Raw genomic sequence first — 25,689 nt, forward strand, 5'->3', positions numbered from 1 at the left:
GTTCGGGCACGCGGGTGACGTGAATATCCTCGCATCGATGCGCTACCTGGTGGCGCTCAACGAGCATCGCCACTTCGGTCGCGCCGCGCTGGCCTGCCACATCACGCAGCCGGCGCTGTCGAACGCGCTGCGGGCGCTGGAGGGTGAGTTCGGCGTGCTCATCGTCAAGCGCGGACGGGCCTTTGCCGGGCTCACGGCCGAGGGCGAAGCGGTGCTGGCCACCGCCCAGCACATGCTGCGCGAACAGGACCTGCTGCGCGAGCGGCTCGACCGTGCGTCGAGCCAGCCCACCGGCCGCCTCCGGCTGGCCGCGGTGCCCACGGCCATCAACATCCTTTCGCGCTTTGCCATCGAACTGCAATTGCGCCACCCCGGCATTGCGCCGACGGTGCTGTCGTTGAGTTCACTGGAAATAGAGACCGCGCTCGACAGCATGTCGGTCGACCTGGCGCTGGGCTACACCGACCGCACGCGCGTGCGCAACGTCAGCTTGGCCGTTTGGCCCCAATGCACCGAGCGCTACTACCTGGTGCAGCGCCAGGCCGCATCGGTGGATGGCGCGACGGGCTGGCACGTGGGCGCGCCCATGACCTGGGCCGCTGCGGCGGCGCTGCCGCTGTGCATGCTCACGCCGGACATGCACAACCGCGCCATCGTCGACCACGCCTTCGAAACCGCGGGTGCTAGCGTGAGGCCCGCGATGGAGACCAATTCGATTCACACGCTGGTCAGCAGCGTGGGGGCCGGCGCGATGGCCGGCGTGCTGCCAGGCGCTGCGCTCGAACTGCTGCAGCACGACGCCGTTTTCGAGGCGAGGCCCTTGACCGAGCCCGCGCTGCACACGCCGCTGGGCTTCATGACGCACGCGAGCGACCGCATTTCGCGCGCCCTGCAGGCGGCACTTGAGCTGATGCAGAGCGAGGAGTGGCTCGCGCAATTGGCGGCAAGAGGTTATTTCCTGACGCGTTGAGTCTGGATACCGGCGCGATGCCAACAGCGCCTTCCAGCCTGCACCATCGACCGAGTCGCGCCGGTTGCCCGGGACGCGGTGGCTGGGCCGTGCGATACGCCGGCGGCAACGAGTTCCGCACCTCCCTAAAATCCGCCCTGCGCGCTGCATTCGCCCCGGTTGCAGCGCGTTGTCTTTTCCCCGGGGCCATGTCGAGGACCACCATGTACAAAAACCTCGCAGCCGCGTTCGCGGCCGCCTGTTGTTTTCTTTCGTTTTCTTCCGCCGCCCAAACGCAGCCCCAGACATCGCCCAAGGGGCCGTCCGTCACGCCTTTGAAGATCGGTTTCGTCTACGTCGCGCCGCTGTCGGATGCCGGCTGGGTGCATCAGCACGACCTGGGGCGCAAGGCCGTCGAGGGCGCACTGGGCGGGCAGGTCAAGACCACCTTCGTCGAGAACGTGGCCGAGGGCACCGATGCCGAGCGCGTCATCCGTGACCTGGCGCAGCAGGGCAATCGGCTGATCTTCACGCCCAGCTTCGGCTACATGGAGCCGACGCTCAAGGTCGCGCGCGACTTCCCCGACGTCAGGTTCGAATCGATCACCGGCTACAAGACGGCAGCCAATGTGTCGGTGGCCAACGCACGCTACTACGAAGGCCGCTACCTGGCCGGTGTGGCGGCCGGCCGCATGACCAAGAGCAACCTGGCGGGCTATGTCGCGGGCTTTCCGATTCCCGAGGTGCTGCAGGGGCTCAATGCCTTCACGCTGGGCATGCGCTCGGTCAACCCCCGGGCCCAGGTCAAGGTGGTGTGGCTCGACGTGTGGTTCGACCCACCGAAGGAGCGCGATGCGGCCATGACGCTGTTCAACCAGGGTGTCGACGTGATCGCCTTCCACACCGGCTCCACCGCGGTGATGGCCGCGGCCCAGGAACGCGGCAGGATGGCCGTGGCCTACCACTCCGACATGCGCCGCGTGGCGCCCGACGCGCAGATCGTCGCCGTCACCCACCAGTGGGGCGGCTATTACACGCAGCGTGCGCGCGCCGTGCTCGATGGCAGCTGGAAAAGCGGCAGGGTCTGGGGCGGCGTGAAGGAGGGGATGATCCGTGTCGGCGACTTCGGCCCCAAGGTGCCACAGGCCGTGCAGGCCGAAGTCCTCGCGCGCCAGAAGGACATTGCAGAAGGCCGGCTGCAGCCCTTTCGCGCGACCGCCGACGTGCGCGACAACGCGGGCCATGTGGTGATTCCCAAGGGTACGCAGCTCTCCGACGATCAATTGCTGGGCATGGACTGGCTGGTCGACGGCGTGCAGGGGCGGCTGGTGCGCTGAGGTGACAGTCGCCGGTGTCTCCGGCAGGTACGATCGATCGTGCTTTTTCAGGAGACAAGACCATGCGCCCCGCAGCGCCGCCATTCGCCGCCTCTTTCCCCGTTCGCTCTCTGGCAGACGTTCGTCGCCTGGAGCAGGTTCCGCTGGCCGAAGCGGTCACGGTGCGCAGCACCTATGAATTGATGCGCAACGCGGCGGCCGCCTTCGGGCCCAAGCCGGCGCTCACATTTCTGCGGGACGCCAATCCCGACACACCGCCCATTCGCTGGAGCTATGCGGAACTGCTGGCCGGCATTCACCAGACCGCCAATCTGCTGCACACGCTGGGTGTCGGCCCGACCGACGCCGTCGCCGTGCTGCTGCCCGGCTGCCTCGACTACCACCTCGCGCTCTGGGGTGGCGAGGCGGCGGGCATCGTCCAGCCGCTCAATCCCTTGCTGACCGACGAAAAGCTGGTCGCGCTCATGAGGGCCGCTGGCGCCAAGGTGTTGATCGCCTATGGCAGCGACGACGAATCGGGCATGTGGTCGAAGGCGCTTCGGTTGCGCACGCAGGTGCCGGGCCTCGCAACCTTGCTGCGTGTCGCGCCGCACGACGAAGCGCCCGACGCCGCGGGCGAACTGCCTGCGGGGGTGGGCGACTTCGGCGCACTGCGCGCAGCGCAGCCCGACGACCGACTGGTCAGCGGGCGCGACATCGCGCCTGAGGACATTGCCGCCTACTTCCACACCGGCGGCACGACCGGTGCGCCCAAGCTCGCACGCCACAGCCACCGCGCGCAGGTGTTCACGGCCTGGGCCTGCGTCCAGCTGCAGGGCCAGGGGCCGCAGGACGTCACCATCAACGGCTATCCGCTGTTCCATGTGGCGGGTGTATTGCCTGCGTCGCTGGCGGCGCTGTCGGCCGGCGTTGAGACCGTGATCCCGACCACTGCGCTGCTGCGCAACCGGGAGGTCATTGCGAACTACTGGCGGCTGGTCGAGAAATACCGGCCGACCTCGCTGTCGGCCGTGCCCACGGTGCTTGCTGCGCTGGCCAATGTGCCGCTGGACGGCGCCGACATTTCGTCGATCCGCTACTGCCGCACTGGGGCGGCCGTGCTGGCGCCCGAACTGGCTGCGCGTTTCGAGCGCCTGTTCGGCCTGCACGTGCACGAAAGCCTGGGCATGACCGAAATGGCCGGCATCTCCACCATCACGCCGCCCGGCGTGCACGGCCCGGCCGGCTGCGTCGGGCTGCCGCTGCCGTATTCGCAGATGCGCATCGTCGCGCTCGACGCGCAAGGCGGTGCCAGCGAGCAAGACCTGCCGCCCGGCGAACACGGCATGGTGCTCTTCAAGTCGCCCAATGTGTTCTCGGGCTTCCTCGATCCGGCCGACACCGCCAAGGCCTTCACCGGCGACGGCTGGCTCGCGACCGGCGACCTCGGCTGGATCGACGGCGAAGGCCGCCTCAACCTCACCGGGCGCTCCAAGGACCTGATCATCCGCAGCGGCCACAACATCGATCCGAAGGTGATCGAGGACGCCCTGGGTGCCCACCCCGCGGTGCAGCTGTGCGCGGCCGTCGGCGCGCCCGACGCCTATGCGGGCGAGTTGCCCGTCGTGTTCGCCACGCTGCGCCCGGGGGCGCAGGCGAGCGAAGCCGAACTGCTCGCCTTTGCGGCGGGGAACGTGGACGAAGCGCCGTCGCGTCCCAAATCGGTCACCGTGATCACGCAGATGCCGATGACCAACGTCGGTAAGATCTACAAGCCCGAACTGCGCGCGCTGGCGGCAGGCCAGGTGGCGCAGGCGCTGGTCGACAAGGCCGTGGGTGACCTTACGCTGGCCCCTGGCCATGCGCCGCGCGTGCACAGCGACGAACAGCAGGGTGTGACCGTGTACATGATGCCGGGTGCGCAAGCGGCGCAGCCGCCGGACCTGCAGCAGCGGCTCGAAGCCGCGCTGGCGCCGCTACCCGTCAAGACGCGCGTGGTGTTGCAGACGCCAGCGTAGCGGGCGTTCGCGCACCTGAATACGCCGACGTTCTCGCGTGCGCTGCCCCTGTTTTTTCCAACGATAGAGAGAGACAAACCACCATGCCCATCACCTTCCAAACCGGGCGCCGAGCGGCGCTGGCCTGCGGCGCGGTTGTCGCGTTGCTGTGCGCCGTGGCGCCGGCTCTGGCGCAGACCGCGGCAACGTCCACGCCGTTCCCGAGCAAGCCGGTGCGCATGGTCGTGCCTTTCGCTGCCGGGGGCGGCACCGACACGCTGGCCCGCGTGCTTGGCGAGAAGATGGCGACCAGCCTGGGCCAACCGGTGATCATCGACAACAAGCCCGGTGCAGGCGGCATCATCGGCACCGACGCCGTGGCCAAGGCGCCGCCGGACGGCCACACGATGATGCTGGGCCTGAGCACCTCGCTCATGATCAACCAGTTCCTCTATTCCAAGCTGCCCTATGACACGCAGCGCGACCTGACACTGGTCTACCGCATTGCGATGGGTCCGATGGTGCTGGCCGTCAATCCGACCGGCATTCCGGCGAAGACCGGCCCCGAACTGCTCAAGTACGTGAGCGCCAACAAGGCGAAGCTGGCCTACGGTTCTTACGGCATCGGGTCGTATCCGCACCTGGGTGGCGCGTACCTGAGCGAGACGCAGCAGGCGCAGATGAACCACATCGCCTACAAGGGCGAGGCGCCGATGGTGCAGGACCTGATCGGCGGCCAGATCCACATGGCGTTCGCGAGCGCGCTGGCCGCCAAGGGCCACATCGAGTCGGGCAAGCTGCGCGCCATTGGCGTGACCGGCGACCGCCGCATGGCCGCGCTGCCCAACGTGCCCACGCTGGCCGAGCAGGGGCTGGACGACGAAACCTATCGCATCACCGGATGGCTGGCTGTGGCCGCGCCCGGCGGCACGCCCAAGCCGGTGGTCGACCGCGCGGCCAAGGACATCCACGCGGCGCTGCAACTGCCCGAAGTGCGCGAGCGAGTGGCCGCCATGGGTTTCGAGATCGAAGACAGCTCGCCGGAGCGCTTCCTTGCGGCTTACCGCAAGGAACTGCCGGTGTGGGAGCGGCTGGTCAAACAGTCCGGCGCACGGCTGGAGTAGCGTTCGGCGGGGTGGCCACTCGCTGGTGCAGGGCTGGATGAGCGTTATAGGCTTGTGCTTATCCGAAGCGCGCCGCTTTTCGATAAGCTCGAGCGCCCATGAAAAAAGCCTACCGCGCCTCCCTCCTGCGCTTCGACGATGCCGGCCGCGCCCAATTCGATGAAGACGCGCTCCTCGTCGTCGCCCCCGATGCGCGTGGCCGCCAGTGCGTCCTCGATGCCGGCAGCCACGACGACGTCGCGCCGCGCCACCCCGGCGTGGACACCACGTCGCTTCCCGGCCGCATCCTGGCGCCGGGCTTCGTGGACATGCACATCCACTTTCCGCAGACCGACATCATCGGCGCGCCGGCCGATGGCCTGCTGCCCTGGCTGGAAAACTACACTTTCCCGGCGGAGAGCCGCTTTGCCGAGGCGGGCCATTCCGCCGAAGTCGCCGAGGTCTTCCTGGACGAACTGATGCGCAACGGCGTTACCACCGCGCTGACCTTTGCGACTTCGCACGTGGCCTCGGTCGACGCGTTCTTCACCGCTGCACAGAAGCGCCGACTGCGCATGATCACCGGCAAGGTGCTGCAGGACCGCCATTCGCCCGACGGTGTGCGTGACGAGACCGCGCAAAGCCTGCTCGACACCGAGTCGCTCATCCAGCGCTGGCACGGCGTCGACCGCCTGGGCTATGCCATCACGCCGCGCTTCGCACCCACCAGCACCGACGCCCAGTTGCGCGGCGCTGGCGAACTGGCCATGAAGTACCCCGATACGTGGATCCACTCGCACGTCGCCGAGAACAGGGACGAGGTGCAGTGGGCGCGCGAGCTGTTCCCCCATGCGCGTTCCTACCTCGAGGTCTACAACGGCTTCGGCCTGATGCGCGAGCGCGCGGTGTACGCGCACTGCATCCACTTCGACGACGAGGACCGCCGGCTGATGCGCGCGACGCAGACGGCGACCGCTGTGAGCCCCACCAGCAACCTGTTCCTGGGCAGCGGCTTTTTCGACTTCGCGGGCGCAGACCGCATCGGCTATCGCTACGGGTTGGCGAGCGACGTGGGCGGCGGCACGAGCTTCAGCCCTTTCGCGACCATGATGGCCGCGTACTACGTCGGTCGCGAAGGCCAGACCAAACAGGGCATCAGCATCGCGCCTTCGGAGCTTTGGTGGCGGCACACGGGCGGGGCGGCGCGCGCGCTGGGGCTCGACGGTGTCATCGGCACTCTGCAGCCGGGTTCGGAGGCCGATTTCGTGGTGCTCAATCCCAAGGCCACGCCCTTGCTCGCGCGCAAGACGGGGCTGGCCGAGAACCTGGAGGAGCTGCTGTTCTCGATGATCGTGCTGGGCGATGACCGGTTGATCGAGCGCACCGTCATCTCACAGGCAGGTTGACGCGCCGGCGCGGGGAGCCATGCCACAATTCGAACCATCTTCTCCCGCAAAAGCAGCGACCGCATATGAGCATCAAGAGCGACAAATGGATCCGGCGCATGGCCGAGCAGACCGGCATGATCGAACCCTTCGAGCCCGGCCAGATCCGTGAGCGCGAGGGCCAGAAGATCATCAGCTATGGCACGTCCAGCTACGGCTACGACATTCGCTGTGCCCCTGAATTCAAGGTTTTTACCAACATCCACAGCACGGTGGTCGACCCGAAGAACTTCGACGAGAAAAGCTTCGTCGACATGAACGGCGACTACTGCATCATTCCGCCGAACAGCTTCGCGCTGGCACGCACTGTCGAATACTTCCGCATCCCACGCAACGTGCTGACCATCTGCTTGGGCAAGAGCACCTACGCGCGCTGCGGCATCATCGTCAACGTGACCCCGTTCGAGCCGGAGTGGGAGGGGTACGTGACCCTCGAATTCAGCAACACCACGCCGCTGCCGGCCAAGATCTACGCGGGCGAAGGCTGCGCCCAGGTCCTGTTCTTCGAAAGCGACAAGGACGACGTCTGCGAGGTCAGCTACAAGGATCGCGGGGGCAAGTACCAGGGCCAGCACGGCGTGACCTTGCCCAAGGCCTAAAGCTTCGTTGCGGTCCTACAGCCGCTCGCGCCACTTGGCCTGTTCGGCGCCACCGCGCCCGAGCACCATCGCTGCACTTCCACAGGGTGTGGATGGGTGGAGCGGCATATGGCTTTTTTTCAGTACTTCCGAGGCATGCAGCAGACGCGGCTTTGGCTGGTCGGTGCACTGGTCGCCTTGCTGGTGGGCTTGCTTGTCGCGTTCGTGAATGTCGCGCAGTCGCAGGTGCAACGCGCGGCCGAACGTGATGCGATGGAGCGGTCCGCTGCCGCTGCGCGTTGGGGCACCGACGCCACGCCGACCCGCGACCACGCGCTGCTGGCCGACGGCGTGATGACAGTCGGTTACGCACCCGTGCGTTGAGCGCTTACCATCCCGCCATAGCCGCCATCACGGCGGCGTCAAGGAGTGTGTGACATGAGATGGGAAGGCAACGAGCAGTCGGACAACGTCGAAGACCGGCGCAGCGGGGGCGGTGGCGGATTCGGCGGTCTGCCCATCGGCGGACGCAGCGTGGGCCTAGGTGCCGTCGCGGTGGCGCTGATCGCCGGCTGGATCTTCGGCATCAACCCGCTGACCATGCTCGGCATGCTCAGCGGTGGCCAGTCGGCACCGCAGGTGCAGCAGCAGGGGCCGGCGCCCAAGCCGCCTGCCAACGATCGCGAGGCAGCGTTCGTTTCCACCGTGCTCAAGAACACCGAAGTGGTCTGGACAGGCATCTTCCAGCAGAACGGCGGCACCTACCACCCGCCGCGGCTGGTGCTGTTCCGCGATGCCACGCCGACAGCCTGCGGGACCGGCGAGGCCGCAATGGGACCGTTCTATTGTCCCGGCGACAAGAAGGTCTACATCGACCTGGGTTTCTACGACACCTTGAAGAACCAGCTGGGTGCGCCCGGCGAGTTCGCGCAGGCCTATGTCATCGCCCATGAAGTGGGCCACCACGTTCAGGACGAACTGGGCGTGACCGCCAAGGTCGACGGCATGCGCAGCCGCATGAGCCAGACGCAGAACAACGCGATGAGCGTGCGGGTCGAACTGCAGGCCGACTGCTTTGCCGGCGTATGGGCCCACCATTCGCAGGAGTCCAAGAAGTGGCTGGACCCGGGAGATATCGAGGCGGCCATGAACGCCGCCCAGAAGATCGGCGATGACGCTTTGCAGCGTTCGGCCGGCCGGGCGGTGGTGCCCGACAGCTTCACGCACGGCTCGAGCGCGCAGCGCCAGCGCTGGTTCGGCAACGGCTACCAGAGCGGCCAGATCCAGTCCTGCGACACTTTTTCCGCCAAGACGCTCTGAGTCGCTCCGCGTGGCTTCTGACACCGGATTCAAGCCCGGATCCGGCGCAAAAACCGGGGCAGATACAGTGCGATAGTGTTATTTTTGCGGCGGTGCGACAATAGCGGGCTTCATGACAAGCTCCTTTTCCAATCTTTCGCTGGCAGAACCGCTGGCGCGCGCCGTGGCCGAAATGGGCTACGAGACCATGACGCCCATCCAGGAGCAGGCCATTCCAGTGGTTCTGTCCGGACAGGATGTCATGGGCGCGGCCCAGACCGGTACCGGCAAGACCGCCGCTTTTTCGTTGCCTTTGCTGCAACGGATGCTCAAGCACGAGAACAGTTCGACCTCTCCCGCCCGCCATCCGGTACGCGCGCTGGTCCTGTTGCCGACGCGCGAGCTGGCCGACCAGGTCGCCCAGCAGGTCAAGCTCTATGCGAAGTACACCAACCTGCGCAGTGCGGTGGTGTTCGGCGGCATGGACATGAAGCCCCAGACGGCCGAATTGAAGAAGGGTGTCGAGGTGCTGGTGGCCACGCCGGGACGCCTGCTCGATCACATCGAAGCCAAGAATGCGGTGCTCAACCAGGTCGAGTACGTGGTGCTCGACGAAGCCGACCGCATGCTGGACATCGGCTTTCTGCCCGATCTGCAGCGCATTTTGAGCTACCTGCCCAAGCAGCGGATCACGCTCCTGTTCTCGGCCACCTTCTCGCCGGAAATCAAGCGACTGGCGGGCAGCTACCTGCAAAACCCGGTGACCATCGAGGTGGCACGGCCGAACGAAACGGCTTCCACCGTCGAGCAGCGGTTCTACAGCGTCGGCGACGACGACAAGCGCCGTGCACTCAAGCAGATCGTGCGTCAGCGGGGCATCACGCAGGCCTTCGTGTTCGTCAACAGCAAGCTCGGTTGCGCGCGTCTGGCGCGCTCGCTGGAGCGCGAAGGTCTCAAGACCACAGCGCTGCACGGCGACAAGAGCCAGGACGAACGCCTGAAGGCACTCGATGCATTCAAGAAGGGCGAAGTCGACCTGCTCGTCTGCACCGATGTTGCGGCCCGCGGCCTGGACATCAAGGATGTGCCGGCGGTGTTCAATTTCGATATCCCGTTCAACGCGGAAGACTACGTGCACCGCATCGGCCGCACTGGCCGTGCGGGCGCTTCGGGCCTGGCCGTGAGTTTTGCGAGCGGCGGCAACGACGCACGTCTGGTTGCCGACATCGAGAAGCTGATCAAGAAGCCGATCGAGCTCGAGGCGATGGAATTCGAGGAAGACCGTCCTCGCGGGCACATCAACGACGGCCGCCGTCATTGGCGGGAAGCGGGCGAAACCGGCGACATGCGCGATGCGCTCGACCCGCCTCGCGAGCCGCGCGGCGACTTGCACGCGCCACGCGGCGGCGGGCGCCCGCACCGTTCGCAGGCGCCACGCGATCCGTTCTTCGAAAAACCCTACGAGGCCCCGGCCGTCGATGCCACGCCTGCCTGGGAAGCGGCTGCCAAGGCAGCACCGGCGCGCGGTATTTCGGCCAACATCAAGAGCAAGCGCAAGGTTGCCGCGTTGTTCAAGACGCCTGAACGCGGCTGAGCCGCGCTTCGCTATTCGCGGGCCTGCTCAGGCCCGCACACCCAACACCGACAGCACGATGGCCGCCAGGGTCAGGGTCACGGGCATCCGATGCACGGCCAGTGCGTGCACCCGTGTCATCGAGCGCTGCGAGAACAGCAGCAGGTTCTTTTCCGAGTGAAGTGATGTCGACATGAAGGACTCCTTGACGGGTTGGCGGACGGTGTGTCCGCATGCCTCCAAGATAGTCCCGTTGCGGCGCTGCAGCACGGACAGATGGAAGACACGGCGTTTCCATTTGCGAAACGAACTTTCCGCGCCGCTTGCGGTCGCAGCCCGCCCCGCCACCTTCGTCGCTCAGATCACCCTGAAGTGATGCGTGCCGTCGCGCGCGAGTTGCGCGACCAGGCCGAACTCCCAGTCCAGGTAGGCCTGCATGGCTTCGGCCGGTGCGTCGGTGCCTTCGTAGGGGCGACGGTAGCGATCGGTGCGCGCGGTGGCCAGGCGCTGTTCTCCTGCCTCTGAGGGCAGGCCTGCCGCGAACCAGGCCACATTGCCGCCGGTGAGTACATACACCTGGGTGTCGCTGCCGCGGGCGTCGAGCAGTGCGCGCAGGTCGCGCGCGGCAAAGCGGGCCAGCAGGCTGCTGCCGCAGGTCAGCACATGGCGCGGCACGTCGGGAATGCGTTCGAGCGCTTGCGCAAGTTGTGCGCGAATGGCAAACCATGCGCCCGGAATGTGGCGCTTGACGTGGTTGGCGCTGGTGGTGACGTCGATCACCGCCACCGTCGAGGGCGATTCGGCAAGCCACTGTGCCAGTTCGGCGGGTGACAGTTCCGTGACCTCGGGTTCGGGCGCATGCGTGGCCGTGGCCGGGCCGCACACGCTGAATGCCGAACGCGTCGGCGTGGCGACCACATGCACGTCCCAACCCATCTGGGCGAGCCAGGATGCGCTCATGGCAGCGCGCACACCGTCGTCGTCGGCCAGCACGATGCGGGCGCCGCGCACGGGTGCCTGATGGTCGGTTTCCTGCACCAGTTGCCCGCCGGGGGCGTTCGCGAAGCCTTCGAGGTGGCCGGCTTCGTATTCCTCGGGCGTGCGCACGTCGAACCGGTACACGGTACGCCCTGGCGCCTCCAGCGTGGACAGGGCGTCGAGCGCGATCCAGCGCACGCCTGCGCGTTCGGCCACGTGCCGTGCGTCGGCCTGCGCGGCCGCCTGCTGCGCCGCGCTCGGCGCAGGCGCCTGGCGCGTGGCGCCGTGGTCGAGTTGCTGCCCCGCGAGCTTCCAGCCAATGGTGCCGTTGCGCAGTGCCGCCACCGGATTGGGCAGCCCGGCGTTCACGAGGGACTGGGTGCCGATGATGCTGCGTGTGCGGCCGGCGCAGTTGACGATGACCTGCGTCTTCGGGTCGGGTGCAAGCGCACGGGCGCGCAGCACCAGTTCGGCGCCCGGCACGCTGGTCGCGCCCGGGATGCTCATGGTCTGGTACTCGTCAAAACGGCGCGCATCGAGCACCACCATGTCGGCGTGCGCGTCGATCAGCGCCTTGACTTCCTGCGCCGACAGCGAAGGCGTGTGGCGCTCGTGCTCGACCAATTCGCCGAAGGACTTGCTCGGCACGTTGACGTCGCGGAACAGTTCGCCGCCAGCGGCGCGCCAGCCTGCCAGACCACCGTCGAGCCGGCGCACCTGCGTGTAGCCCAGCGCCACCAGCCGATCGATCGCCAACGGCGCGAGGTCGACGCCGTCGTGTTCGCCGTAGACGACGATCAGCGTGTCGCGCCGCGGGATGCGGCGCCAGGCGTCGAGCTCGATGCGCGACAGCGGCAGGTTGGCAGCCCAGAGAGGATGTTCCTGCGCAAAAGGGTCCTCCTCGCGCACGTCGAGCAGCGCGATTTCGGTGCGGTCGAGCAGGTGCTGGCGCACCTGGGCAAAGTTCAGGGTGTCGGTCATGCGGGGGCGGTGGTCGGCCCGGCGCTGCTAGAGCGTCGGCGGTTCAGTGTTCGAATAGCCGGAGACGAATGGCTTGCGCCCGCCATCGGCCGGATAGGTGTGGCGCCGCACGGCGCCGATGTCGGCGCCGTAGACGTGAATGCTCACCGAGACGCGGTCGGCATGGGCGTTGTGCACGCGGTGCATGTCGCCGATGGTGGGCGATACGGCTTCGACCTGGCCGGGCTCCAGCCGCAGCGGTTCGCCGTCGGGCACGGCGCGGCTGTGGCCGCCGTCGTCCTGCAGCCGCCAGCGCTGGCTGTATTCGGCGCCGCGCAGCATGCCGATGAGTCCCCACACCGTGTGGTCGTGGACCGGCGTGGCCTGGCCGGGACCCCAGACGAAGCTCACGACCGAGAAGCGCGCTGCGGCGTCGACATGCAGCAGGAACTGCTGGTAGCGCTCGGGATCGGGTACGGCGCAGTCGTCGGGTAGCCAGTCGTCGCGCGCGCCCAGGGTGCGCAGCAAGGCGGCGCCTTCGTCGAGGATTCTCGGCTCGTCGGGATGGGTATCGAGCAGGCGGCCAAAGGCCGCCACGAACTCGCGCAGGGGGGCGAGGGCGCGCGTGGCGTCGGTGGCGTCGATGGAGGCGTCAGTGGCGGTCATGCGTATTGGAATCCGTGCGGCGGCAAGGGTGCATGGAATTGCAGAAGGGATGGGGTCGCATTGTGGGCCTGATCGGTTGCCCTGTCGCGCAGCTGAAGGGACCGGATCAGCGGGCGGCCAGCGCCGCCTTGCCGGCGGCCACCAGCACGGCGTCGTCCTGCGGCGTGTGAACGCGCCCGCACAGCACGTCGCGGTGGTGGCGTTCCAGCGGATGATGGCGGCTGAGTCCGTGATTGCCGCTCAGCTTGAGGGCGAGCTCGACGGCGCGGATCGCCTGGGTGGTCACCGTGTGCTTGAGCAGGCCGCTGTCGGTGGCCCCGGGCGTGCGGCCTGCATCGGTTTCGGTGGCGGCATGGCTGAGCAGCACGTCGTTGACACGCAGCAGCGCCGCGATGTCCCCGACCTGCTCCTGCACGCGCGGCAGCGTGGCCAGTGGCGCGCCGAGGCTGGCGGGTGCGCGTTCATGGAGAAAGCCGAGCAGCCAGCCCTGCGCGGCGCGGGCGATGGCGTCGTACAGCGTGCCGAGCAGCACCACCATCCAGGCCTGCTGGTCGGCGTGCGCCTCGATGTCGGCGGCGCTACCGGCCTGGGCGGCCCAGGCGGCGGGCGGGCGCAGATCGACGGCATGGTCGAGCGGGATCGACACGTTGTCGAACACGACCTCGTGGCTGCCCGAGGCGCGCAGGCCCAGGTGATCCCAGCTCGCGATCACGCGAATGCCCGGTGCATCACGTGGCACCAGGAACACGCCCACGCGGGGTTCGGGCTCTTCCGTGCGACCCCATACCGACAGCCAGCGCAGGCCTTCGATGCCCGTGGTGTACAGCTTGTGGCCGTCGATGCGCCAGCCGTCCGCGGTGCGGCGCCCGACCGTGCCCGGCAGGCCGCCGCGCGCGGGCGAGCCGAGTTCGGGCTCCACGCGCAGGGAATTGATGAGCGCGCCGTGCTGCACACAGTCGCGCAGCACGCGCTCGCGCAGGTGCGCCGGCCATCGGTTGTCCGGGCGGGCGATCGCGCGGTGCTGGAGATAGGTCATGGTCAGGACCAGCGCCGTGGCGGGCTCGCCTCGGGCGACGGCGGCGATCACGCGCCGGGCCTCACCGAGCGTGGCACCGCTGCCACCCAGATGGGCCGGCGCCAGCAGGCCGATCAGGCCGTGGCGCTGGAGCGTGGCGAAATTGTCGTGAGGGAAGCTGCCGTTGCGGTCGTAGTCGCCCGCGGTCGCCGCGAACTGTGCGGTGAGGGACGAGAGCACTGCAGGGGTCAGCGACGCCTCGCGTGCAGCAAGCGCGGGTGCCCGGGGCGAGGCGACCGCCGGGCGAAGCAGGGTGGTGGATGGCATGCAGCCGAAGGTAGCCAGGCGCAGGCCGAAAGGAAACAAAGTTTTCCGTCTATCCAAGCACGTTTTTCTGCGTTGGGATTCGGGGCGGCGGCGGGTACGGTCACCCTCCAGTCACATCGCACACCCGCTATTTCCAGTCACCGAGGAACGACGCTCATGTCCTTCAAGCCACTTCGCCCTTTGCGTCGCCCTTCACCGCTGCCGCGCGGCGCCGCATCCTCGCGCAGGCAATGGTTGCAGGCTGCCGCTGCGCTGGCCGTAGGCGCCAGCCCTCCTTTTGCGCAGGCGGCGGTGTCCGCGGGTGCCGGCCCCGACCTGTCGGGCGTGACGCTGCGAATCGGCACCTACAAGGGGCTCTGGCGCCCGTTGATCCAGGTCGCCGGCCAGGCTTCGACGCCGTACAGGATCGACTGGCGCGAGCTCAACAACGGCGTGCTGCACATCGAGGCGATCAATGGCGATGCGCTCGACATCGGCTCGGGCAGCGAGATCCCAGCCACCTTCGCCGCGCGGCAGAAGGCCAGTGTGCGTTTCATCGCGGCGTCCCATGAAGACCTGAACAACCAGGTCACGCTGGCACGCAAGGACACGCCGATACGCAGCATTGCCGACCTGCGCGGCAAGCGCGTGGGCTACGTGCGGGCCACCACCGCGCACTACTATCTCAGCAAACAGCTTGCCGAAGCAGGTCTGGGCTTCAGCGACATCCAGGCCGTGAACCTCACGCCTGCCGACGGTCTGTCGGCATTTGCCCGCGGCGACCTCGATGCCTGGGCGATCTACGGCTACAACGGGCAGATCGCGCGCACCCAGTACGGCGCGCGCATCCTCAAGACAGGCAAGGGCTACCTGTCGGGCAACTTTCCCGTGTACGCGAATCCGCGCGCGATAGACGACCCGCTGCGCCATGCGGCCATCACCGACTTCCTGCTGCGCCTGCAGCGTGCCTATGCATGGGCCAACCCGAACTTCCTGGCTTATGCCAAGGCGCAGTCCGCCGAGACGCGCGTGCCGGTGGGGGACCTGGTCGAGCTCTTTAACGGCCGCAGTGACGACTTCAGCCTGGGGCCGGTGACCGATGCCGTCGTGCGCAGCCACCAGGAGGTGGCCGATGCCTTTCAGCGCCTGGGCGTGCTCGACGGTCCGGCCCACGTGGCGCCGCTGTGGGACCGCAGTTTTTCCAAGGCACTCGCCGTGCGCAGCGTGGAAGCTGCCTGAGCGCTCTCTTCTCTTCATCCATGACAACAGGAACCCTCCCATGAGCCAAAACGACATCGAATTCATCGGCATGATCCAGGGACAGAAGGTGTCGGAGATCCATCCGGCGCAAGGCCCGGCGCTCGACCGCGACTACGTGCGTGCCTTCGCCCAGGCGCACGAGGCCGCCGGCTTCGACCGCATCCTGGTGCCGCACCATTCGAGCAGCCCCGATGCCACGCTCACCGTTGCGTATGCCGCGTCGGTGACCGAGCGCATCCACTTCATGCTGGCCCACCGGCCGGGCTTTGTGGCGCCCACGCTGGCGGCGCGCCAGTTCGCCTCGCTCGACCAGTTCAGCGGTGGGCGGCTCGCGGTGCACTACATCTCGGGCGGCTCCGACGAAGAGCAGCGCCGCGACGGCGACTGGCTCGACCATGACCAGCGCTATGCGCGTACCGACGAATACCTCGAGGTGCTGCACAAGGTCTGGACCAGCGACAAGCCCTTCGACCACGAGGGGCCGCACTACCGCTACCAGCGCGCGTTTTCCGAGGTCAAGCCGGTGCAGACGCGCCATGGCAAGCCGCATGTGCCGGTGTATTTCGGCGGTGCGTCGGAGGCGGCGATTCCTGTTGCCGGCAAGTACGCCGACGTGTACGCGCTGTGGGGGGAGTCGCTCGACCAGGCGCGCGAACTGACCACGCGCGTGCGCGCCGAGGCCGCCAGGCATGGCCGCAGCGTGCGCTTCTCGGTGTCGTTCCGCCCGATCGTCGCGGCGACCGAGGAGGCCGCCTGGGCGCGGGCCGAGAGCATCCTGGCGGAGACCCGGCGCCTGCGTGTGGTGCAGGGCTACAACCGCGGCGGGCCGCAGCAAAGCGAAGGGGCCAGGCGCCTGCTGGCTGCGGCGGACAAGGGGCCGCGTGTCGACAAGCGGCTGTGGACCGCCATCGCGCAGGAAATCGGCGGGCGCTCCAACAGCACCGCACTGGTCGGCACGCCCGAGCAGGTGGCCGACGCGCTGCTCGACTACTACGACCTCGGCGTGACCACCTTCCTGATCCGTGGCTTCGACCCGCTGGAAGACGCGCTCGAATACGGCCGCGAGCTGATCCCTCGCACGCATGCGCTGGTGGCCGAACGCATCGCTGCAAGAAGGAAGGTGGCATGAGCGCAGTCCTGTCCATCGACCGCGGGCAGAAGCTCGCGCTCAACCCGAGCCCGAAGCAGAAGTTCTGGTTCGATCCGAGCCTGCCGCGCACCAGCGTCGAGGCCGAGCGCCGCCATCGCCAGGAGCGCCTGGCCGGCGCCTTCCGCCTGTTCGCGCGCTTGGGCTTCGCGCAGGGTCTGGCCGGCCACATCACGGCGCGCGACCCCGAGCTGACGGACCATTTCTGGGTCAACCCGCTGGGCGTGCACTTCTCGCGCATCAAGGTGTCGGACCTCCTGCTGGTCAATGCCCGGGGCGAGACGGTGATCGGCGACCGCCCGCTCAACAAGGCCGCCTTCGCGATCCATGCCGCGATCCACGAGCACAACCCGAAGATCGTCGCTGCGGCCCACACGCACTCGACCTACGGCAAGGCCTGGTCGACGCTCGGCCGCAAGCTCGACACGCTGACGCAAGACAGCTGCGTGTTCCACGGCGACGTGGCGCTGTTCGACGACTTCACCGGCATGGTGGTTGACGGCAGCGAAGGCCAGCGCATCGCGCAGGCGCTGGGCGACGGCAAGGGCGCGATCCTGAAGAACCACGGCATCCTGACCGCCGGCCCGACGGTCGAGGCGGCTGCCTGGTGGTACATCGCGCTCGACAACGCCTGCCACACGCAACTGCTGGCCGAAGCCGCTGGCACGCCGCAGCCCATCGACGAGGCGACCGCGCGCCACACGCACGGCCAGATCGGCGGCCCCGAGGGCGCGCTGCATTCCTTCGAGAGCCTGTACGAAGGCTTGGTCGAAGCCGAACCCGAACTGCTTGATTGACCAGGACCTGCGGAGAACCCATGACCCATTCACTGTCCCGCCGTGGCGTGCTGCGCGCCGGCAGCGCGGCTGCCCTCGTTGCGTCCAGCGGCCTCATCGCCTCGCGCGCCTGGTCGCAGCAACGCAAGCTGACGTTCGCCTGGAACGCCTCGGCCTTCTGCCTGTCACCCGTGGTGGTGGCGCAGGAGCGCGGCTACTTCGAGAAGAACGGCCTACAGGTCGACCTGATCAACTACACCGGCTCGACCGACCAGCTGCTGGAGTCGCTCGCGACCGCCAAGGCCGACGCTGCGGTCGGGATGATCCACCGCTGGCTCAAGCCGCTCGAGTCGGGCTTCGACGTGAAGATCGTCGGCAGCTCGCACGGCGGCTGCGTGCGCCTGGTGGGCGTGAAGGAGGCCGGCATCACGAACTTGCAAAAGCTCAAGGGCACGACCATCGGCGTGTCGGACATCGCGAGCCCGGGCAAGAACTTCTTCTCGATCCTGCTCAAGAAGAACGGTATCGACGCCGACAAGGATGTGACCTGGCGCCAGTACCCGGCCGACCTGCTCGACATCGCCGTCAACAAGGGCGAGATCCAGGCGATCGCCGATGGCGACCCGACGCTCTACCTGATCGAGAAGCGCAACAAGGGCCGCTACGTCGAGCTCGCCTCGAACCTGTCGGGCGAATACAAGGACAAGGTCTGCTGCATCGTCGGCGCGCGCGGTGAATTGGTGCGCAAGGACAAGCCGACTGTCGCAGCGCTCGTCCGCTCGATCGTTCAGGCCTCGGACTTCGTCGCTGAGAACCCCAACGAGTCGGCCAAGCTCTTCGCCAAGTACTCGCCCAAGGTGCCGGTGGAAGACCTGCAGGCGCTGCTGGGTACGCTGACGCACGGGCATCACCCTGTCGGCAAGAACCTGCGCGACGAGGTCGAGTTCTATGCGCGCGATTTCAAATCGGTCGGCGTGCTCAAGGCGTCGACCGATCCGGTGAAGCTGGCCAATCACGTGTCGGTGGATGTGCTCGCATGACGACCGCTGACCAGGTTCTGGGCCGCCGGCTCGAGCGGCCCGGCGTTCCGCCCGCCCGCGCCGTTGCGCCGACTGCGCCGCGCACCGCAGCATTGCCAGCCTCGCTGCAGGACATCGCCGTCACCGGCCTCTGGCGCACCGGCCTGGCGGCCGCCCTCGCATGGCTGGCGCTGGGCGGGCTCACGCTCTACTGGCCGAACAAGGAAGTCGGCTTCAGCGACTGGGCCTTCACCACCGAACTCGGGGTGGCCGCGCTGGTCGTCGGCGTGTTGCTGCTCGTCGTCGCCGTGCTCGGCGCCAACGCCGGCCGCGTCGGCCGTACGCTGCGGCCCGCAGGGCAATGGTTGATCGCCGCACCGCTGCTGCTTGCGCTGTGGGAAGCGTTGACGGCCAAGCTCGGCGCGCTGCCGCCGCCGTTCTTCGCGCCGCCGCAAAGCCTGATCGACGTCGCCTATGAGGACTGGGCGCGGCTGGGCCTGTCGACCGCGCACTCGCTGCGGCTGCTGGCGCATGGTTTCGTGCTCGGCGCCTTGGTGGGTTTCGGCACCGGCGTGTGGATCGGCTGGTCGCGCATCGCGGGCTACTGGGTGCATCCGGTGCTGCGCTTCCTCGGCCCGGTACCGGCCTCGGCGTTGCTGCCGCTGGCTTTCTTCTTCGCGCCGTCGAGCTATGCGGCAGCCGTGTTCCTCGTCGGGCTCGCGACGTTCTTCCCGGTGGCGGTGCTCACCTGGTCCGGCGTGGCCTCGGTCCACAAGAGCTACTACGACGTGGCGCGCACGCTCGGCGCGTCGGAGTGGTTCCTCGTGCTGCGCGTCGCGATTCCCGCCGCGCTGCCGCAGGTCTTCGTGGGGCTCTTCATGGGGCTGGGCGCATCGTTCTCCGTGCTGGTCACGGCCGAGATGATGGGCGTGAAGGCCGGGCTCGGCTGGTACCTGCAGTGGGCGCAGGGCTGGGCGGCCTACGCCAACATGTACGCGGCGCTGCTGGTGATGGCGGTGCTGTGCTCGGGGCTGATCACGCTGCTGTTCACGGTGCGCGACCGCGCGCTGTCGTGGCAGAAGGGGACCGTCAAATGGTGAGCGTCGCTTCGGCCCCCGCCGCCGCCGACGCGAAGCTTTCACCCGGCGGCGCGCGCATCGACATCGAAGGCGTCAGCCACTGGTTCAAGCAGCAGGACGGCGTGCTGCAGGTCCTCGACAGCATCGACCTTCAGGTGCAGCCGGGCGAGTTCGTCGCACTGCTCGGCCCGAGTGGCTGCGGCAAGTCGACGCTGCTGCGGCTCGTCGCCGGCCTGGAGCCCGCCACCACCGGCCGCATCGCGCAGGACGGCGAGCCCATCACCCGGCCCGACCCGTCGCGCATCGTCGTGTTCCAGGACCCGACGCTGTACCCCTGGCGCAGCGTTTGGGACAACGTGGCGCTTGGCCTGCAGGCGCGCGGGCTGCTCAAGACGCAGCGCTCGCGGGTCGACGATGCGCTCGCGCTGGTCGGCCTCACCGATTTCGCGAAGAGCTTCCCGCACCAGCTCTCGGGCGGCATGGCGCAGCGGGTGGCGCTGGCGCGTGCGCTGGTCAACGACCCGCAGCTGCTGGTGCTCGACGAGCCACTGGGCAAGCTCGATTCGCTCACGCGCATCGCCATGCAGAGCGAGCTGGTCAATCTGTGGCAACGCGCCGGCTTCTCGGCGCTGCTGGTGACGCACGATGTGGAGGAGGCGCTGTTCCTCGCCAACCGCGTGATCGTGCTGAGCGACCGGCCGGCGCGCATCGCAGCCGAGTTGGTGGTCGACCTGCCATATCCGCGGCATCGTGGCCATCCACGTCTGGCGCAATTGCGCCATGAGGCGTTGCGGCATCTCGGGCTGGATGCGACCTGGTGACGGGTGCGGACGACGGCTGGCTCAACGCGCTGATCGGCTTGATGCAGAGCGCGCAATTCGCGCTGCTGCAGGCACTCGCTGCGCTGGGCCTGGTCGAAGCGAGCCATGGGCAACCGGGCTGGCCGTGGCCGGTCAAGCTGTCCGGCGAGAACCTGCTGATCGACGGTGGCCAGGCGCGGCGGCTGGCCGGCAGCTTGGCCGTTCTCGCGTTGGTCGTCTTCCTGTTGCTGCTGGCCATGGTGTGGCGCCGTCGACGTGTCGCCATCCTCGTCGCCGTGCCTGTGTTGCTGCTGGCCGCACCCTGGCCGGATGCGCACGTGGTCTGGGTGCCGGCCACACCGGCGAGCTTTCATCGTTCGCCGAGCGGCTTCACCGTGCGGTCGATCGCGCAGGGCCAAGCCCTCTATGCGCAGCACTGCGTGGGCTGCCATGGTGCGGACGGGCGCGGGCAGGGGGCGTTGGCCGATGCCCGGTCGATGTCGCCGCCGAACCTCGCGGGGCCACTCCTCTGGCGACGCGCCGACGGCGATCTGCTCTGGCATGTGATGCACGGCATGCGCGCCCGTGACGGTAAGGCGACGATGCCGGCCTTCGGCGAACGCCTGCGCGACGACGAGGCCTGGGCGCTGATCGATTTCATGAAGGCGCAGGCGGCCGGCGAGACGCTGCGCAGCACTGGCGTGTGGGCGTGGCCCGCCGCGCTCCCCGATGCGGCGGTGCGCTGCGAGGACCAGTCGGCGCGGCGCCTCGCAAGCTGGCACGGGCAGCGCGTGCGCATCGTGGCGCCGGGCGTTACGCAGGCGCCGCCGCTCGAAGACCCGCGCCTCGTGACTGTGCGGATCGCCCCGGATGCGGAATCCGCTCTGCGCGATGCGATCGGTTGCGTGGTCGACGCATCCGAAGCCGCCGACGCCTGGGCCGCCTTCGCGCTGGTCACCGGCACGCCGTCGCCGGCGGGCACCACGCTGATCGCCGACCGCGACGGCTGGCTGCGGGCGCGCAGCCAGCCGGGCCAGGCCGGATGGTCGGACGACGACCTGCTGTGCCGCACCGACGCGGTGCCGAGCGGAGCGCAGCCCGCTGTTGTCGCCGATGGCCTCGGCGCGCTGATCGCCCGCATGGACGCGCAGCCGGTGCGTTTCGTCAAGGGCGGCTTCGTCCACTGAATCACTTGTTCCAAAGGAGAAACCCATGTCCCATCCATCACGCCGGCAATTCGTCGCGCGCACGCTCGGTGCAGGGGCCGCGCTGGCGATGCCCGCCATTGGCCGCGCGCAGGCGCGTCCCGTTCTCAAGGCCGGCGACCAGAAGGGCGGCCTGCGCGCGTTGCTCGAAGCCGCCGGCGCGCTCGACGGCCTCGGCTACGACATCCAATGGTCCGAATTTCCGGCCGCAGCGCCGCTGGCCGAGGCGCTCAATGCGGGCGCGGTGGATTCCGGTCCGATCGGCGACGCGCCCCTGGTCTTTGCCCTGGCCGCAGGCACGCGGATCAAGGCCATCGGCGCGAACCGCTCCGACTCCTACGGCACGGCGGTGCTGGTGCGGCCGGACTCGCCGCTCCAGCGTGCCGCGGATCTCAAGGGGCGCAGCATCGCAACCAACCGCGGCTCCATCGGGCACTACGTGACGCTCAAGGCGATCACGCAGGCAGGCCTGAAGCCCGAGGACGTGAACATCCGTTTTCTCGCGCCAGCGGATGCCAAGCTCGCTCTCACGCAGGGCTCGGTCGACGCTTGGGCGACCTGGGAACCCTACACCGCGCTGGCCGAAGTCAGCCAGCATGCGCGCGTGCTGGTCAGCGGCCGGGGCCTGCTGCCGGGGCTGAGCTACCTGGCTGCCACGGACGATGCGATCGCGGCCAAGCGGGCCGTGCTGCAGGACTACCTGCAGCGCATCGTGCGCGCGCAGGTCTGGTCTTACCGCAACGTGGACGCCTACTCGGCCGCGCTGGCCCGCATCATCGGCATACCGCCCGAGGCGGCCAGGCTGCAGTTCGAGCGGCGCCAGCAGAAGTGGGTCGCGATCGATGCGAAGGTGATCGCCGACCAGCAGGGCACGGCGGACTTCTACCGGCAAGTGGGGCTGATCAGGCAGCCGTTGCAGGTGGCGCCCACCTTCGACACGGGCTTTGGCGTGACGGGCTGAAGATGGGGAGGGCGCTTCGTGCGCCTCAGCCTGGCGCCTGCGCCTGATCGCAGTGCACCTCGATGTGCTCGCGCTCGGCCAGCGTGGCGCCGATGCGCACCGCGCTCAGGCAACCGCCCCAGACGCAGCCGGTGTCGGTGGACAGCAGGTCGGGTCGCGACAGCCAGCCCAGGGTCGACCAGTGGCCGAAGGCGACGGTGGCGTTCGCCGTGCGGCGCCCGGGGACGTCGTACCAGGGCATGAATCCGGCAGGGGCCTCGGCCGATGCGTCCTTGCTGTCGAACTCCATCACGCCATCGGCGCTGCAATAGCGCAGGCGCGTGAGTGCATTGACGATCACCCGCAGGCGCGCGCTGCCTGCGAGTGCGTCGCTCCATTGCGCAGGCTCGTTACCGTACATGGACTGCAGGAACTCGCCGAGCTGCGGACTGCGCAGCACCTGCTCGACCTCGGCTGCGCGCGCGAGCGTGTCGGCCACCGTCCACTGCGGCAGCACGCCGGCATGCAGCATGAGCAGGTCGCCGGCCCGCTCGCCCGTGCCGACGCGCTGGTGCAACGCCATGTGCTGGTGGCGCAGCCAGTCGAGCAGGGCCGCGCGATCGGGTGCATCGAGGATGCCGGCGAGCGTGTCCCGACGGCCGGCCTTGCGGATGCCGTGCGCCACGCCCAGCAGATGCAGGTCGTGGTTGCCCAGAACGCTGCGCGCCGACGCACCCAGCCGCTGTACCCGGCGCAGCACGCCGACGGAGTCGGGGCCGCGGTTGACCAGGTCGCCCAGCAGCACCAGCGTGTCGCGGCTGGGGGAGAAATCGAGGGTGTCCATCAGCCGCCGCAGGGCATCGTCGCAGCCCTGCACGTCGCCGATCAAGTAAAGTGCCATGTCCCCATTCTCCCTCCCGTTCATGGATGTTTTTCTGCTGGCCATGCTGACGACGCTCAACGCGTTGTTCGCCATGTCCGAAATGGCCCTCTCCACCAGTCGCCGCGCGCGCCTTGCCGCATTGGCCGAAACGGGCGATCTCGGCGCCGCTGCGGCGCTCAAGCTCATGGAGGATCCGACCCAGTTCCTCTCCAGCGTGCAGATCGGCATCACGTCCATCGGCATGCTCAGCGGCATCGTCGGCGAGGCCGCTTTCGCCGCGCCACTGGCCGTCTGGATGGAAACCGTGGGCATGGGGGCCGGCACCGCGAGCGTGGCGTCGACCGCGGTGGTCGTGACCTGCATCACCTTCTTCACCATCATCTTCGGCGAACTGGTGCCCAAGCGCATCGGACAGCTTTACCCCGAGCCGGTCGCTCGCTTCGTGGCGCGCCCGATGCGCGGGCTGGCCACCGCGGCCAAGCCGTTCGTGCTGCTGCTCAGCGGTGCGACCGCCGCCACGCTGAAGCTGCTGCGCATCGACTCCAACGCTGCACGCACCGTGACGGAAGAAGAAATTTCCGCCAGCCTGGAAGAAGGTGTCGATGCCGGCGTGATCGAAATGCACGAGCACCAGATGGTGCGCAACGTGTTCCATCTGGACGACCGGCGACTGTCGTCGCTGATGGTGCCGCGCGCCGACATCGAATGGCTCGACGGTTCATTCACCGTGGCGCAGAGCCTGCAGAAGGTGGCTGCCGCAGGCGCGCTCAACCTGGTGCATTCCTGGTATCCGGTGTGCCGCCATTCGCTGGACGACGTGGTGGGCGTGATCAGCGTGGCGCACCTGCTGCGCCTGGGTCCTGCGCACGAAGGCAAGATCGAGAGCGTGGCGCAGCCGGCGTCCTTCGTGCCCGAGACGCTCACCGGCATGGAAATGCTCGAGCAGTTCCGTGCGCGGGCTGGCCGGCTGGTGTTCGTGGTCGACGAATACGGCGTGGTGCAAGGCCTGATGACGCCGCGCGATCTGCTCGAGGCCATCACGGGCGAGCTGCAGCCGGGCATGCACAGCGAAGCCTGGGCGCGCCTGCGCGAAGACGGCGCCTGGGAACTCGATGGGCTGATGCCGGTGTCGGAGCTGCGTGCACGCCTGGCGATCCGCGAGTTGCCGGAAGAAGAGCGCGGGCGCTACAACACGGTTGCCGGCTTGCTCATGGCCGTCTCGGGCGAGTTGCCTGCGGTGGGCGAACGCATCGAGTGCGCGGGCTGGATTTTCGAGGTGACCGCGCTCGAGGGGCGGCGCATCGACCGCGTGGTGGCGTATCCGGACGCCGGCGTGCCCGACGCCGCAGTGCGCCGGCGCTGAGGCTGCGGCGCCCTTGGGCGCCGGTGCGCAGCCGGTCGCCCGGACTCAGGGCTTGAGATTCAGCTTGGTGATCAGGTCCTTGAAGTACGCGTTGTCCTTGGCCAGCGTGTCCTTGAAGACGGCGCCGTCGGTGTACACATAGCCCAGGTTCTGCCGCTCCATGACCTCGTGCATGAGCGGCTCGGCTGCGGTCTTGGCGGTGATTTCGCGCAGCCGTGCAATGACCTCGGGTGGTGTGTTCTTCGGTGCGCCCAGTCCGCGCCAGGTGCCGATCGACAGATCGATGCCGCGTTCCTTGGCCGTGGGCACTTTCTCGAAGCCTTTCACGCGCTTGTCGGCCATCACCATCAGCACCTTGAGCTTGCCGCTCTGCACATGCGTCGTCACCTCTGCCGGGCTCACGGCCACGGCCTCGATGTGGCCACCCATCAGTGCCAGCACCGCCGGGGCGGCACCCTGGAACGGGATGTGGTTGAACTTGGCGCCGGTCTTGTCTTCCAGTGCTGCAGCGGCCAGGTGCCAGATCGAGCCGTTGCCCGAGTTGCCCACGCGAACCGCGCCGGGCTCCTTCTTCGCAGCGGCGAGGAATTCCTCGACGGTGTTCCAGGGCGCGTCGGCCTTGACCGTGATGGCGGCCGGGTCGGCGTTGAGCTGTGCGATCGGCTGGAAGTCGTCGTAGTTGAACTTGGCCAGGCCCAGATGTGGCAAGGTCAGCAGCTCGACCGTGAGCACGGCCAGCTTGTAGCCGTCGGGCTTGGCATGGATCACCTCGTTCCAGCCGATGGCACCGCCTGCGCCGGGCCGGTTGATGATGACGATGCTCTGGTCGATGTGCTTGCGGCTGGCTTCGGCGAAGGCGCGCGCCAGCCCGTCGGTTCCGCCCCCCGGCTGGTAGGGCACCAGCAGCTCGATCGTGCGGTTGGGAAAGCTCGACTGCGCCATGGCGGGCGCCGTCAGGCCCAGTGCCAGCAGGGCAGCGCCTGCGAGTGCTGCGATGCGATGGAAAATCTTCGGTGTCATGTTGTGGTCTCC

The 25,689-nt window shown here is 68.2% G+C and carries 24 protein-coding genes; 18 read left to right on the top strand and 6 right to left on the bottom strand.

From position 1 onward, the window contains the following. Window positions 1-19 precede the first annotated feature (19 nt). The 9 genes from J2W36_RS10435 (at window position 20) to J2W36_RS10475 (ending at window position 10,281) form a co-directional block, all read left to right on the top strand. The gene (locus J2W36_RS10435; protein ID WP_307689665.1) at window positions 20-970 is read left to right on the top strand and encodes a LysR family transcriptional regulator; all 951 of its coding nucleotides are present in this window, start codon (window positions 20-22) and stop codon (window positions 968-970) included. A 203-nt stretch (window positions 971-1,173) separates the two neighbouring features. Continuing rightward, complete coding sequence (locus J2W36_RS10440) at window positions 1,174-2,286, top strand: BMP family ABC transporter substrate-binding protein (RefSeq protein WP_307689666.1); 1,113 nt, start codon at window positions 1,174-1,176, stop codon at window positions 2,284-2,286. Window positions 2,287-2,348: 62 nt separating this feature from the next. Beyond that, entirely contained in the window at window positions 2,349-4,283 is a 1,935-nt protein-coding gene (locus J2W36_RS10445) for an acyl-CoA synthetase (RefSeq protein WP_307689667.1), read from the top strand. A gap of 83 nt (window positions 4,284-4,366) precedes the next feature. Next, a complete protein-coding gene (locus J2W36_RS10450) occupies window positions 4,367-5,386 on the top strand; it encodes a Bug family tripartite tricarboxylate transporter substrate binding protein (RefSeq protein ID WP_307689668.1) in 1,020 nt (339 codons plus the stop codon). A gap of 98 nt (window positions 5,387-5,484) precedes the next feature. Next, the gene (gene guaD, locus J2W36_RS10455; protein WP_307689669.1) at window positions 5,485-6,771 is read left to right on the top strand and encodes a guanine deaminase; all 1,287 of its coding nucleotides are present in this window, start codon (window positions 5,485-5,487) and stop codon (window positions 6,769-6,771) included. Between the two features lie 65 nt (window positions 6,772-6,836). After that, a complete protein-coding gene (dcd, locus tag J2W36_RS10460) occupies window positions 6,837-7,409 on the top strand; it encodes a dCTP deaminase (RefSeq protein WP_307689670.1) in 573 nt (190 codons plus the stop codon). Window positions 7,410-7,517: 108 nt separating this feature from the next. Further along, complete coding sequence (locus J2W36_RS10465; RefSeq protein ID WP_307689671.1) at window positions 7,518-7,772, top strand: hypothetical protein; 255 nt, start codon at window positions 7,518-7,520, stop codon at window positions 7,770-7,772. A 54-nt stretch (window positions 7,773-7,826) separates the two neighbouring features. Beyond that, window positions 7,827-8,708: a KPN_02809 family neutral zinc metallopeptidase gene (gene ypfJ, locus J2W36_RS10470; RefSeq protein ID WP_307689672.1), complete on the top strand. Its 882-nt coding sequence runs from the start codon at window positions 7,827-7,829 to the stop codon at window positions 8,706-8,708. Window positions 8,709-8,820: 112 nt separating this feature from the next. Then, on the top strand, window positions 8,821-10,281 hold the full coding sequence (locus J2W36_RS10475) for a DEAD/DEAH box helicase (RefSeq protein WP_307689673.1): 1,461 nt from the start codon (window positions 8,821-8,823) through the stop codon (window positions 10,279-10,281). Window positions 10,282-10,308: 27 nt separating this feature from the next. Here J2W36_RS10475 and J2W36_RS10480 read toward each other — a convergent pair whose 3' ends face one another. The 4 genes from J2W36_RS10480 to J2W36_RS10495 all read right to left on the bottom strand — a co-directional run bounded on the left by J2W36_RS10480 (window position 10,309) and on the right by J2W36_RS10495 (window position 14,206). Continuing rightward, window positions 10,309-10,455 (bottom strand): hypothetical protein, encoded by a 147-nt coding sequence (locus J2W36_RS10480; protein WP_307689674.1) that lies wholly within the window; start codon window positions 10,453-10,455, stop codon window positions 10,309-10,311. 162 nt (window positions 10,456-10,617) lie between these two features. Beyond that, window positions 10,618-12,219, bottom strand: coding sequence for a rhodanese-related sulfurtransferase (locus J2W36_RS10485; RefSeq protein WP_307689675.1), 1,602 nt, complete (start codon window positions 12,217-12,219; stop codon window positions 10,618-10,620). Between the two features lie 27 nt (window positions 12,220-12,246). Then, window positions 12,247-12,864, bottom strand: coding sequence for a cysteine dioxygenase family protein (locus J2W36_RS10490; RefSeq protein WP_307689676.1), 618 nt, complete (start codon window positions 12,862-12,864; stop codon window positions 12,247-12,249). A 106-nt stretch (window positions 12,865-12,970) separates the two neighbouring features. Beyond that, window positions 12,971-14,206 (bottom strand): acyl-CoA dehydrogenase family protein, encoded by a 1,236-nt coding sequence (locus J2W36_RS10495; protein ID WP_307689677.1) that lies wholly within the window; start codon window positions 14,204-14,206, stop codon window positions 12,971-12,973. Between the two features lie 156 nt (window positions 14,207-14,362). Between J2W36_RS10495 and J2W36_RS10500 the strand changes: the two genes are divergently transcribed. Genes J2W36_RS10500 through J2W36_RS10535 form a run of 8 tightly spaced genes read left to right on the top strand, consistent with a single transcriptional unit; the run spans window position 14,363 to window position 22,432 of the window. After that, a complete protein-coding gene (locus J2W36_RS10500; RefSeq protein WP_307689678.1) occupies window positions 14,363-15,424 on the top strand; it encodes an ABC transporter substrate-binding protein in 1,062 nt (353 codons plus the stop codon). A gap of 40 nt (window positions 15,425-15,464) precedes the next feature. After that, entirely contained in the window at window positions 15,465-16,574 is a 1,110-nt protein-coding gene (locus J2W36_RS10505; protein ID WP_307689679.1) for an LLM class flavin-dependent oxidoreductase, read from the top strand. After that, window positions 16,571-17,389 (top strand): class II aldolase/adducin family protein, encoded by an 819-nt coding sequence (locus J2W36_RS10510; protein WP_307689680.1) that lies wholly within the window; start codon window positions 16,571-16,573, stop codon window positions 17,387-17,389. The genes J2W36_RS10505 and J2W36_RS10510 overlap by 4 nt, the downstream gene beginning before the upstream one ends. 20 nt (window positions 17,390-17,409) lie before the next feature. Beyond that, entirely contained in the window at window positions 17,410-18,408 is a 999-nt protein-coding gene (locus J2W36_RS10515) for an ABC transporter substrate-binding protein (RefSeq protein WP_307689681.1), read from the top strand. Next, on the top strand, window positions 18,405-19,487 hold the full coding sequence (locus J2W36_RS10520; protein ID WP_307689682.1) for an ABC transporter permease: 1,083 nt from the start codon (window positions 18,405-18,407) through the stop codon (window positions 19,485-19,487). The genes J2W36_RS10515 and J2W36_RS10520 overlap by 4 nt, the downstream gene beginning before the upstream one ends. Continuing rightward, window positions 19,481-20,287, top strand: a complete 807-nt coding sequence (locus tag J2W36_RS10525) for an ABC transporter ATP-binding protein (protein ID WP_307689683.1) — start codon at window positions 19,481-19,483, stop codon at window positions 20,285-20,287. The genes J2W36_RS10520 and J2W36_RS10525 overlap by 7 nt, the downstream gene beginning before the upstream one ends. A gap of 41 nt (window positions 20,288-20,328) precedes the next feature. After that, entirely contained in the window at window positions 20,329-21,453 is a 1,125-nt protein-coding gene (locus J2W36_RS10530; protein WP_307689942.1) for a c-type cytochrome, read from the top strand. A gap of 25 nt (window positions 21,454-21,478) precedes the next feature. Further along, window positions 21,479-22,432, top strand: coding sequence for an ABC transporter substrate-binding protein (locus tag J2W36_RS10535; RefSeq protein WP_307689684.1), 954 nt, complete (start codon window positions 21,479-21,481; stop codon window positions 22,430-22,432). A 25-nt stretch (window positions 22,433-22,457) separates the two neighbouring features. Here the strand turns inward: J2W36_RS10535 and J2W36_RS10540 are convergent, their stop codons facing one another. Beyond that, on the bottom strand, window positions 22,458-23,312 hold the full coding sequence (locus tag J2W36_RS10540) for a symmetrical bis(5'-nucleosyl)-tetraphosphatase (RefSeq protein ID WP_307689685.1): 855 nt from the start codon (window positions 23,310-23,312) through the stop codon (window positions 22,458-22,460). 22 nt (window positions 23,313-23,334) lie between these two features. Here J2W36_RS10540 and J2W36_RS10545 point away from each other — a divergent pair, with 22 nt between their 5' ends. Beyond that, on the top strand, window positions 23,335-24,657 hold the full coding sequence (locus tag J2W36_RS10545) for a hemolysin family protein (RefSeq protein WP_307689943.1): 1,323 nt from the start codon (window positions 23,335-23,337) through the stop codon (window positions 24,655-24,657). Window positions 24,658-24,702: 45 nt separating this feature from the next. Here the strand turns inward: J2W36_RS10545 and J2W36_RS10550 are convergent, their stop codons facing one another. Further along, a complete protein-coding gene (locus tag J2W36_RS10550; protein WP_307689686.1) occupies window positions 24,703-25,677 on the bottom strand; it encodes a tripartite tricarboxylate transporter substrate binding protein in 975 nt (324 codons plus the stop codon). Between the last annotated feature and the right edge of the window lie 12 nt (window positions 25,678-25,689).

Origin of the sequence: Variovorax ginsengisoli (assembly GCF_030811835.1) — a bacterium.
Lineage (GTDB): Bacteria > Pseudomonadota > Gammaproteobacteria > Burkholderiales > Burkholderiaceae_C > Variovorax > Variovorax ginsengisoli_C.